The sequence below is a fragment of the Novosphingobium sp. FW305-C-111 genome (assembly GCF_058783565.1).
Map to the genome: position 1 here is coordinate 1 of NZ_JBYSYP010000028.1, position 10,792 is coordinate 10,792.

Annotated in this window: 7 protein-coding genes and 1 pseudogene; 6 read left to right on the top strand and 2 right to left on the bottom strand. The window is 67.2% G+C overall.

Annotation, left to right across the window (positions count from 1 at the left end):
* Both lon and AC3WLD_RS18700 read right to left on the bottom strand, forming a co-directional pair.
* The coding region (gene lon / locus AC3WLD_RS18695; RefSeq protein ID WP_492558386.1) for an endopeptidase La at positions 1 to 1,814 on the bottom strand (1,814 nt) is incomplete at its 3' end.
* Positions 1,811 to 2,233: an Hsp20/alpha crystallin family protein gene (locus AC3WLD_RS18700; protein WP_141462133.1), complete on the bottom strand. Its 423-nt coding sequence runs from the start codon at positions 2,231 to 2,233 to the stop codon at positions 1,811 to 1,813. The genes AC3WLD_RS18700 and lon, both read right to left, overlap by 4 nt.
* A 250-nt stretch (positions 2,234 to 2,483) precedes the next feature.
* Between AC3WLD_RS18700 and AC3WLD_RS18705 the strand changes: the two genes are divergently transcribed.
* The 6 genes and pseudogenes from AC3WLD_RS18705 to AC3WLD_RS18730 form a co-directional block, all read left to right on the top strand.
* Positions 2,484 to 3,971: a carboxylesterase/lipase family protein gene (locus AC3WLD_RS18705; protein ID WP_141462130.1), complete on the top strand. Its 1,488-nt coding sequence runs from the start codon at positions 2,484 to 2,486 to the stop codon at positions 3,969 to 3,971.
* A 156-nt stretch (positions 3,972 to 4,127) separates the two neighbouring features.
* Positions 4,128 to 6,245: a TonB-dependent receptor gene (locus AC3WLD_RS18710; RefSeq protein WP_492558387.1), complete on the top strand. Its 2,118-nt coding sequence runs from the start codon at positions 4,128 to 4,130 to the stop codon at positions 6,243 to 6,245.
* 8 nt (positions 6,246 to 6,253) lie between these two features.
* Positions 6,254 to 7,661 (top strand): annotated as a pseudogene (locus AC3WLD_RS18715) (FAD-binding oxidoreductase).
* Between the two features lie 31 nt (positions 7,662 to 7,692).
* Positions 7,693 to 8,667 carry an alpha/beta hydrolase gene (locus tag AC3WLD_RS18720; protein ID WP_305960144.1) on the top strand — a complete coding sequence of 325 codons (975 nt, stop codon included), beginning with the start codon at positions 7,693 to 7,695 and terminating at the stop codon, positions 8,665 to 8,667.
* Positions 8,651 to 9,961, top strand: a complete 1,311-nt coding sequence (locus AC3WLD_RS18725) for an MFS transporter (protein ID WP_232333061.1) — start codon at positions 8,651 to 8,653, stop codon at positions 9,959 to 9,961. Before AC3WLD_RS18720 ends, AC3WLD_RS18725 begins: the two co-directional genes overlap by 17 nt.
* A 70-nt stretch (positions 9,962 to 10,031) precedes the next feature.
* Positions 10,032 to 10,792, top strand: a 761-nt coding sequence (locus AC3WLD_RS18730; protein WP_492558388.1) for a helix-turn-helix domain-containing protein, incomplete at its 3' end; no start/stop codon positions are given.

Genomic DNA, 10,792 nt, shown 5'->3' on the forward strand with positions numbered 1-10,792 from the left:
TCGAAGATATGGCCGCCGAGAACCTCGACGACATCCTTCTCGCCGATCTTGACATGGGTGTCGCTGCCCTCGGCGATGCGCACCGCCGCGTGGCGGATCACCTTGCCGATCTCGCGCTCCAGGTTCCGCACGCCGGCTTCCCGCGTGTAGAAGCTGATGATCGCCTGCAGCGAGGCATCGTCGATCTCGACCTGCTCGGCGCTCACCCCGTTCGCCTCGAGCTGGCGGCCGACCAGATAGCGGCGGGCGATGTGGAGCTTCTCCTCCTCGGTGTAGCCGGGGAGCGAGATCACCTCCATCCGGTCGCGCAACGGTCCGGGGATGGTGTCGAGCATGTTGGCGGTCGCGATGAACACGACCCGGCTGAGATCGAAGGGCACGCCGAGATAATTGTCGCGGAAGGTGCCGTTCTGCTCGGGGTCGAGAACCTCCAGCATCGCTGCCGACGGATCGCCCTGGACGCCGCGGCCCAGCTTGTCGATCTCGTCGAGCATCATCACGCAGTCGCGCGTGCCCGCCTTGCGGATCGCCTGGATGATGTTGCCCGGCAGCGCGCCGATATAGGTGCGCCGGTGGCCGCGTATCTCGGCCTCGTCATGGACGCCGCCCAGGCTGACGCGGACGAACTCGCGCCCCATCGCCTTGGCGATCGACTGGCCGAGCGAGGTCTTGCCGACCCCCGGGGGGCCCGCGAAGCACAGGATCGGCGCCTTGCTCTCAGGCGCCAGCTTGCGGACCGCGAGATATTCGATGATCCGCTTCTTGATCTTCTCCAGCCCATAATGGTCGGCGTCGAGCTGGGCCCGCGCCTCGGCGATGTCGATGTCCTTGTGCGCGGGCAGCGCCCAGGGCAGTTCGGTCAGCCAATCGAGATAGGTGCGGATGATGCCGTGCTCGGCCGCGCCGTCGGGCATGCGCTCCAGCCGGCGCAGCTCCTTCGTGGCCTGCTTCTCGACCTCTTCGGGCATGCCGGCTCCGGCGATGGCTTCCCTGAGTTCGGCGATCTCGGCCGAATTGCCCTCGTCCTCGCCGAGCTGGCGCTGGATCTCGGCCATCTGCTCGCGCAGCAGATGCTCGCGCTGGCGGTTGCCGAGCTTCTCCTGCACGCCCTTGCCGATCTCGGCCGACAGGCGCAGCACCTCGAGCCGCTGGGCGAGCAGCGCCATGACCTTGTCGAGGCGCGGCTGCAGCGCGACCGTCTCCAATATGTCCTGCTTCTCGTTGGCGCCGATATCGAGATAGGCCGCCGTCAGGTCGGCCAGCGCGCCGGGCGCCGCGATCGTGCGGATCGCGTCGGCCAGGCCCTGCGGCGCCTGCGGCAGCAGCCCCACCGTCTCCAGCGCCTGGTTGCGCAGGTTGATGAAGCGCGCCTCGACCTCGTTGCCCTCGGGTGCGGGCTCCTCGATGCGCTCGATCCGGGCGACGAGGAACGGCCAGCCGTCGAGGAATTCGACGACGCGGAAGCGTGTCTCGCCCTGGACGATCAGGTGATGGGTCTCGTCGGGCCCGGTGATGTAGCGCAGCACATTGGCGATGGTGCCCATGCGGTGCATGTCGAGCGGACCGGGCTCCTTGGCGTCGGCGTCGCGCTGGGCGAGCACGCCGACGGGGCGGCTCTCGCGAACCGCCGCCTGCGCCGCGTTGATCGACACCGGCCGGCCGATCGCCAGCGGCATCACCACCTCGGGGAACATCACGAAGTTGCGGACCGGCACGATGATCATCGCGTCGGCGGGAAGTTCGGGCAGGCGGGGACCGGCGTCGGTCCGTGCCTCCTGCGCCTCGATCGTCTTGCTGTCGGCCAGGTCGGTCATCGCCGCAGCCCTCCATTCACCTTGTTCAACGTCACGAGCAGGCATCCATGCACGCTCGACCGGCGAACCGAGTCATAGCGGCCCGGCGGCAGCGGCAGGCGTCGTTCGAACCGGCCTTGCGGGAGTTCGAGCCGATGGATCTTGGCGATGCGCAGTTCGGGAGGCAGGATCCGGTAGCCGCGGACGACCAGCACGCCGTCGTCGATGAACGCCTCGGTCTGGTCGAGGTCGACCCCGGGCAGCGCGACGAGCACGAGCAGTTCGCCCTCGGTCTCGAGCATGTCGGCCGGCGGCTCCCAACTGGGCGCGCCGCCGCTCGCCCGCGACGGGGCGAAGGCCTGCTGATGCAGGCGCTGCACGCGGTCGATCAGGTCGACGGCTTCCGCCCACATCCAATCCCGCGATCGGCCAGAATTCATGTGACGTCCTCTCTCGGCGGCCGGGGGTGTGCCGTGGGGCACGGCCGCTCCCCCGTAATAAGGAAACGCGGACCCGCAATTTCAAGCGGTGCCCGAAACGAGCCTAGCGTCCCGCCGTTCGACGCCGGGGAGCGTCCGAAGTTCCGGCCCGCAAGACGGGGCGCATACAGATAGAGCCGGTCTGCACACTGCAATAGCGGGCACCGTGGTGCGTATATGCGTTAGGTAGAACGAAAATGTGCAGGAGATCATGATGGCTAGAGCGATCGTCGACACGACCGCTGGAACGGTGCGGGGAACAATCGAAGCGGGCGTTCGCCGCTTCCGCGGCGTTCCCTATGCGGCCGCGCCGGTGGGCGACCGTCGCTTCGCCGCCCCCGCGCCCGCCGAACCCTGGGAAGGCGTGCGCGACGCGGTCGACCCCGGCCCCAACGCCCCCCATCGGGTCAAGGCATTCCCCGGCCTCGACGTCACACCGCTGATCGGCAGCGGCTGGGTTCAGGGCGACGATTATTTGTCGGCCAATATCTGGACGCCCGAGGCCAATGGCGGCGGCCGGCCGGTGATGGTGTGGATCCACGGCGGCGGCTTCGTGATCGGCAGCAAGGACGTGTCGATCAGCGACGGCGCCGCCTTCGCCCGCGCCGGTCTGGTCTGTTTCGCGATCAACTACCGCATGGGCATCGACGGCTTCCTTCCAATCCCGGGCGTGCCCACCAATCTGGGCCTGCGCGACATGATCGCAGCGCTGCAGTGGGTGCGCGCGAATGCCGCGGCATTCGGCGGCGATCCGCGCAATATCACGGTGTTCGGCGAGTCCGCGGGCGCCATGGCGATCGCCGACCTGATCGCTTCCCCGCTCGCCAAAGGCCTGTTCCGCCGCGCTATCATCCAGAGCGGCCATGCCGGCATGACCCGCGAGATCCCGGTGATGCAGCGACTGGTCAAGAAGCTGGCCAAGCTGCTGCGGGTGACGCCCGACCGGGCCGGCTTCGCCAGCGTGGCGCCGGGCGATGCGCTCGACGCGGTCGAGCAGATATCGGCGCCGACCGCGCGGATCGACCTGCGCGATTCGAGGGGGCATGAGCCGATGTTCGGCCTCAGTCGCTTCGTGCCCGTCCATGGCGACGACGTCCTTCCGCTCCAACCGCTCGAAGCTTTGCGGCGCGGCGCGGGGAGCGATGTCGAGGTCCTGATCGGCACCAATGCGGAGGAGATGAATCTCTTCCTCGTCCCCTCCGGGGTGCGCGACAAGATCGGTGGCCTGCTCGCGACATTCCTGCTCAGCCGATCGCAACCGGGCGCGCGCAGGGTGCTCAAGGCCTATGGCCTGGGGAAGCATGGCGTGAAGCCCGGACAGGCGCTGACCGACGCGATGAACGACCTCGTCTTCCGCTGGCCCGCGCGCCGTTTCGCCGAGGAGCATCAGGGCCGGACGCATATGTACGAGTTCGACTGGCGCTCGCCCGCCTTCAAGGGCGAGCTCGGCTCCTGCCACGCGGTCGAACTGCCCTTCGTGTTCGACACGCTCGCGACCGCGACGGGCGCGCAGGGCCTGGTCGGGGAAGCCCCGCCGCAGCAGCTCGCCGATCGCATGCATCGGCTTTGGGTCGACTTCGCCCGCGACGGCAACCTGCCCTGGTCGCCGTTCGACCGCGAGAAAAGGCTGGTCTATTCGATTTCGGACGGACTCGCCCGTTCCGAACCACGCCTGCCGGCGGCGACCTTTCTTCCTTGATTTCAGACACTTGATCGGGCCGGTCAATTGTCCGAGCCGATCGGCAAAGCCGGCGGTGCATCAGGACCTTTCTGAAAGGTAAGCTATCGGATAGGTCCTCTTCATTGGTTGGCGCCAGATCATCAAAGGTCGGCGCGTTTCAGGAGAGGACCACAGATGCGCTTCACCACCATGCTCGTCTCGGGATGTGCGTTCGTCGCGCTCGCCGCCGCCTCGTCGGCCGTCGCGCAGCAGGCCGCCCCCGCCGCGGCCGAGGAAGCGACCGGCGATCAGGACATCATCGTCACCGCCCGCAAGCGCAACGAAACCCTTCTCGACGTTCCGGTCGCGGTGACCGCCGTTTCCGGCGACGTGTTGGCGAAGCGCAGCATCAACTCGGTCCGCGAGGCAGCCCTTCTGTCGCCGGGTCTGAACATCAACAGCGATGGTGCCGGCCGCGCCTTCGTGTCGATCCGCGGCGTCGGCGTCACCATCCAAAGCACCGTGCAGCCGGGTGTCGGCCTGTTTGTCGACGGCATCTATCGTCCCAACACCGCCTATCTCAACAACCCGCTGAACGACGTCGAACGGATCGAGGTGCTGCGCGGCCCGCAGGGCACGCTCTACGGCAAGAATACGCTCGGCGGCGCGATCAACGTCATTACCCGCCAGCCGGGCAACGTCTTCGAAGCGCGCGGCATGGCGAGCTATGCCGGCCCCGACAACGCCTGGCAGGTCGGCGCTTCGGTGGCCGGACCGATCGTCGAAGACAAGCTGGCGGTCCGTGTCGCCGGGTCGCACCGCGAACAGGACGGCTTCATCAACAACGTCATAATCGGCGGCAAGTCGAACAAGTTCAACACCGACTCGATCAACGCCACCATCCGCGCGACGCCAACCGAAGACCTGACGATCACCATCGGCGGCTATTATGACTGGGTGAAAGGCACCGCTTTCCTCTATGCCCGCGTCACCGGCCCGACCGACTATCTGCGCACCAACCAGTTCAACGCGTTGGGTGTCGCCAATTACAAATATCGTGGCGTCAATGCGAAGATCGAAACCCCGATCGAAGCACTCGCCAGCAAGCTGACCCTTCAGGCAGCCTATGACCTGCGCAACACCGTTTCGCCGGACTCGGACGCCGACTTCGGCCCGCTGAACGCGGTCCGCGACAACAGCCGCGACCGCCTGCGCACGACAACGACCGAGCTTCGCCTCGACAGCGACTTGAGCGACCAGATCTCGACCTTGTTCGGCCTGTTCTACAGCCGCGAAACGACCTCGGCCTCGCTGGCGCGCACTATCGTCATCGCCGGAAATGCCGTGGTACGGCAGACCGACAAGCGCGTGGGAAATACCTACGCCGCGTTCGGCACGCTATTCTGGAAGCCCAACATCGATTGGGAAGTGGCCCTCGGCCTGCGGTACGACCATGAAAGCCGCAAGGCTTCGGGCACCGTCAATGGGGCGGCGCTCCCCGATGCCAGCCTCAAATCGGATCAGGTCCAGCCCAAGCTGACCGTGACCCGTCACTGGAACACCAGCATGATGAGCTACGCCTCGGTGGCGCGCGGTTATCGTGGCGGTGGCTTCAACGCCCCCAACGCGCCATTCCGGACCTACAAGGGCGACTCCGCCTGGACGTACGAGGCCGGGACCAAATATTCGACCCGCGCGCTCTCGCTGTCGGCCGCAGTCTTCTACAACGACTATAAGGATTATATCGGCCCCAACTCGGTCGCGCCGGCTCTCCCCTCCGGCCTCGTCACGGTCGACCTGAACAGCGGCGATGTCGAAAGCTACGGCGTCGAACTCGAAGGGCTGGTGCGGCCGACCCAGCAATGGACGATCAGCGGTAGCCTCACCTACATGCACGCCCGCCTGACGGACAGTTCGCCTTATACCGCCGTCACCGGCCGCACGCTTTCGAGCGACCGCCTCACCTTCCAGCCGGACATCATGTTCAGCCTGTCGAGCGACTATGCCGTGCCGATCGGCGACGACACGCTGACCTTCAGCGCCGGCGTGCAGGGCAAGGGCAAGCGCCTCGCCGGGACGCTCAACGAGACCACGCCGACCTTCCTGAAGGGCTATGCGCTGGTCAACGGCTCGATCACCTACAAGACCGGTCCGTTCGAGCTGGCGATCTTCGGCAACAACCTGCTCAACAAGAAGTATTTCGAGAGCTACATCGAGAAGACGGCGCTCCTGCTCGCGGGCCTGCCGGCTTCCGACCTGGGCATCATCGGGGATCGTCGTCGCTACGGCGTCCGCGCCTCCTTCAAATATTGAGACAGGCCATGACCGCGCCCCTGCCCAATTTCGACCGCAAGCCGCTGCCCACGGGCTTCCTCGACGAGGTTCGTGCGGTGGTCGGCGACCGGCTCGGCACCGGGGAGGCGATCCGCCTCCAGCATGGGTCGAGCGAGACCCATTTCGATCCGGTGCTGCCCGATGCGGTCGCCTTCGTTCGCTCGACCGAAGAGGTGGCGGCGCTGGTCAGGCTGTGCGTCGCCGCCGAGGTACCGATCATAGCCTTCGGCGCCGGCACCTCGCTCGAGGGCAACGTCACCCCGGTCAAGGGCGGCCTCACGATCGACCTGTCGGAGATGAACGCGATCCTCGAGGTGAACCAGGAGGATTTCGACTGCACCGTCCAGGCGGGGGTGCGGCGCGAACAGCTCAACGAACATCTGCGCGACCAGGGGCTGTTCTTCCCGATCGATCCCGGGGCCAACGCCACCATCGGCGGCATGGCGTCGACCCGTGCGTCCGGCACCAACGCGGTGCGCTACGGTACGATGCGCGAGGCGATCCTGTCGCTGCGCGTCGTCACCCCCGACGGCAAGGTGATCCGTACCGCGCGCCGGGCGCGCAAGTCGGCGGCGGGCTACGACCTGACCCGTCTGATGATCGGCGCCGAAGGCACGCTGGGCATCATCACCGAGATCACCCTGCGCCTGCACGGCATTCCCGAGGCGATCTCCTCGGCGGTCTGCTCCTTCGAGACCCTCAAGGGCGCGGTCGACACCGTCGTCCAGTCGATCCAGATCGGCGTGCCGGTCGCGCGGATCGAGATCCTCGACGATGCGCAGGTTCGGGCCTGCAACGCCTATTCGAAGCTCGACTATCCCGAAAAGACGACCCTGCTGTTCGAATTCCACGGCTCCGAACGCTATGTCGAGGAGCAGGTCGAGACGGTGCGCGAGCGAGATCGCCGGCTATAATGGCGGCGGCGAGTTCCTCTGGTCGAACCTGCCCGAAGAACGCAACCGGCTGTGGAAAGCGCGGCACGAGGCCTATTACGCCGCGGTCAACCAGCGCCCCGGCGCGGTCGGCTGGACCACCGACGTCTGCGTGCCGATCAGCCGCCTCGCCGAATGCATCGTCGAGACCAAGGAAGATCTTGCGACGTCGTCGGTACCCTCGACGATCCTCGGCCATGTCGGCGACGGCAATTTCCACGTGATCTTCGCGATCGATCCCAAAAGGCCGGAGGAGATGATCGAGGTCGAGGCACTCAACGACCGGATCGTCGCCCGCGCGCTCGCCATGGACGGCACCTGTACCGGCGAACATGGCATCGGTCTGGGCAAGCAGCAGTTCCTCGTCGACGAACTGGGTGACGCGGTCGAAATGATGCGGCTGATCAAGCGTGCGATCGACCCGAAGGACCTGTTCAACCCCGGCAAGATATTCCAGCTTTGAACGAAGGCCCGGTTCCGTCCGGGCCTCCGTCATGTCCGCTGGAAAGGATCTGCCCGTGAACAGCCGCCACCTCGTCGACCCCGAACTCCTGCCCGTTCTGGAGCAGTTTCCGGACAGCGAGCTCAGCCGCGAAAGCCTGCCTGCGCTGCGCGAGCAGTTGAGGGCGATGCTGCCGCCGGCGCAGACCGACGCGGCGATCGAGGTGAAGACCGTCGCCGGCCCTGCGGGGGGCCCCGACATCCAGCTGCGCGTCCTGCGACCGAAGGACGCGGCCGCCGCCCCGCTTCCCGTCATCTATCACATCCATGGCGGCGGCTTTGTCGCCGGCACCGCGGATCAGGGGGACATGTCCAACGGGCCGCTGGCGATCGAGCTGAACTGCGCGATCGTCTCGGTCGACTATCGGCTCGCGCCCGAGACCGTGTTTCCCGGCTCGATCGAGGACTGCTATGCCGGCCTTGCCTGGGTCTTCGCCAACGCCGCCGAACAGGGTTTCGATACGGCCCGGATCGGCGTGATGGGCGAAAGCGCGGGCGGCGGCCTTGCCGCGGCGCTGGCGCTGCTGGCGCGCGACCGCGGCGAATATCCCCTCGCCTTCCAGCAGCTCATCTATCCGATGCTCGACGATCGCAACGGCAGCGGCGCCGAACCCCATCCCTTCGTCGGCGAATATGTCTGGACGCCGGAAAAGAACCGCTTCGGCTGGGAAGCCCTGCTCGGCCATGCGCCCGGCGGCGCCGACGTTTCGCCCTATGCGGCGCCCGCCCGCGCGACCGACCTGTCAGGCCTGCCGCCGACCTTCCTCTACGCCGGAGCGCTCGATCTCTTCCTGGAGGAGAATCTCGATTATGCGCGCCGCCTCGCCCGCGCAGGCGTGCCGATCGAATTCCATCTTTTTCCCGGAGCCTTCCACGCCTTCGAACTGCAGGCCGACGCCTATGTCAGCCGGCAGGCGCGGCAGCTCAGCCAGTCGGCCCTCAGGAGGTTCCTTGCCCCTCGCACCTGACCCAACGCGCGCCGAACCGCGCCTGTCCGCCGCGCTGCCCGCGCTGTTCGCCCTGGCGCTGGCGCTGGCCATCGGCACGATGTCGATCTTCCTTTTCAGCATCGTCCAGGAGGCCGCCAAGGCCGAACTGGGCCTGACAGACAACCAGCTCGGCTTCATCCAGGGCGTGGGCGCGGCGGCGCCGCTCGCCGTGCTGGCGGTGCCGATCGGACGACTGGTCGACAGCAGCAACCGGATGCGGCTCCTGCTCCTGCTGGTGCTCGGCTGGACGATCGGGCTGGTGCTGACCGCCTTCGCCGACAGCGTCACCGGGCTGTTCATCGCCCGGATGTTCGTCGCGGTGGGCGGCTTCTGTTCGGTCACCGCCGCTATCTCGATCGCGGCCGACATGTGCCCGCCGACCCAGCGCGGCAGCGCGATGCTGGTCCTGACGCTCGGCAAATGGGGCGGCAGCGCGGGTGCGTTCGCGCTGGGCGGCTGGCTGTTCGGCATGCTCGGCACGATGGTGCTTCCCGCATGGATCGGCCCGGTCGCGCCTTGGCGCGGGGTCCATCTCGCCGTGGCCGCGATCGGCGTGATCGTGTGCCTGCCGCTGCTGTTCGTCCGCGAGCCGGCCCGGCGCGAGACGGTCGCGGGCGCCGATGCTCCCTTCTCGGTCGCGATGCGCGAACTTTGGGACCGGCGTGCCTTCATCCTTCCCTTGTTCGCCGGCCAGCTCTCGGTCGCGATGATCGATACCGCCGCCGGCATCTGGGCCGCGCCGGTGCTGAGCCGCAGCTATGGGCTCCAGCCCGATCAGTTCGCCCAGTGGATGGGCCTGGTCGTCTTCGCCGCCGGCGTGATCGGATCGATCCTGGGCGGTCTTGTCGCCGACTGGGGCCATCGCCTTCCGCGCCGTGGCGGCATCCTGATCGGCGCGATCGCGGCGACGACCCTGTCGGTGCCGATGTCACTTTTCCCGCTCGCCCCCGACGTGCCCAGTTTCGCGCTGATGCTCGGGCTCTTCCTGTTCTGCGGCACAGCCGCCGGGCTGATCGTCGGCGTCACCATCACGGTCCTGCTGCCCAACGAGCTGCGCGGATTCTGCATTGGGCTGTTCGTGGCGCTGGCCGGCGTCCTCGGCTTCGGCGTGGCGCCGCCGCTGATCACGCTGGTCAGCGGCCTGCTGGGCGGGGAGAGCCATCTGGGCACCGCGCTCGCGATCGTCGGCGTCGTGATCACGGCGATCGCCTCGCTCGCCTTCCCCCTGGCGATGCGCCACGCGCCGCGCGATTCGACCTCGCTCGCCACATGACCTTTACCTTTCTGATAGGTCTCGACAAACCTATCAGGAAGGTCTAGCTTTTCCTCGATAGGATGAGAGGATGCGCTGGATGGTCGAGCGGGACTGGGTACAGGTCTCCCACGAGATGGCGGCAATGGTAGGCGCGGGCGCGTTGCCGCAACGCCCCTGGCCGGCCGAACCGGTTGCGCTCAGCTACACGCTCGGCTGCGTCGGTACCCCTGCCACGGTCCGCTGGCATGCCGATCCCTCCGCCGCGACGCTCGGCGACGACCAGCTTCTCCTGATCGTCTCCGCCTCGGCGATCGAGCGGCTGTTCGGCGCGCTGCCCGAGGGGCGCGACGGCGCCTTCCACATCACCCGCGAACTGCGCGAGATCGCCCTGGCCATCCGCGACTGCGACATGCCCGAAGGCGCGCGCGAGCCCTACCGTCTCGCCAAGAGCATCGAATTGCTGTGCGATACGCTGCGCCTGATCGGGGACAGCGCGCTGGTTCCGGTGCTGGGGGAGAGCCATTTGTCACAGGAGGACAGCCGCCGCATCCTCAATGCAAGGTCGATGATCGACGAGCGCTGGGCGGAGAAGCTGACGCTCGACACGCTGTCGCGCGCCTGCGGTCTCAACCGCGCCAAGCTGACCCGCGGTTTCCGCGACATGTTCGACTGTTCGATCGCCGATGCGCTGGCCGAGAAACGGCTCGAGGGTGCGAAGATGCTGCTCCTGTCGACCGACCTGCCGGTCGCATCGGTCGGCTATCGCTGCGGCTATCTCAACAATGCCAGCTTCACCCGCGCCTTCAGTCGCCGCTTCGGCACCGCGCCGACCCAGTATCGCGCGCGGAG

Coding starts and splice junctions, on each gene's coding strand:
- AC3WLD_RS18700 (WP_141462133.1), bottom strand. CDS start 2,233: ATGAATTCTGGCCGATCGCGGGATTGGATGTGGGCGGAAGCCGTCGAC.
- AC3WLD_RS18705 (WP_141462130.1), top strand. CDS start 2,484: ATGATGGCTAGAGCGATCGTCGACACGACCGCTGGAACGGTGCGGGGA.
- AC3WLD_RS18710 (WP_492558387.1), top strand. CDS start 4,128: ATGCGCTTCACCACCATGCTCGTCTCGGGATGTGCGTTCGTCGCGCTC.
- AC3WLD_RS18720 (WP_305960144.1), top strand. CDS start 7,693: ATGTCCGCTGGAAAGGATCTGCCCGTGAACAGCCGCCACCTCGTCGAC.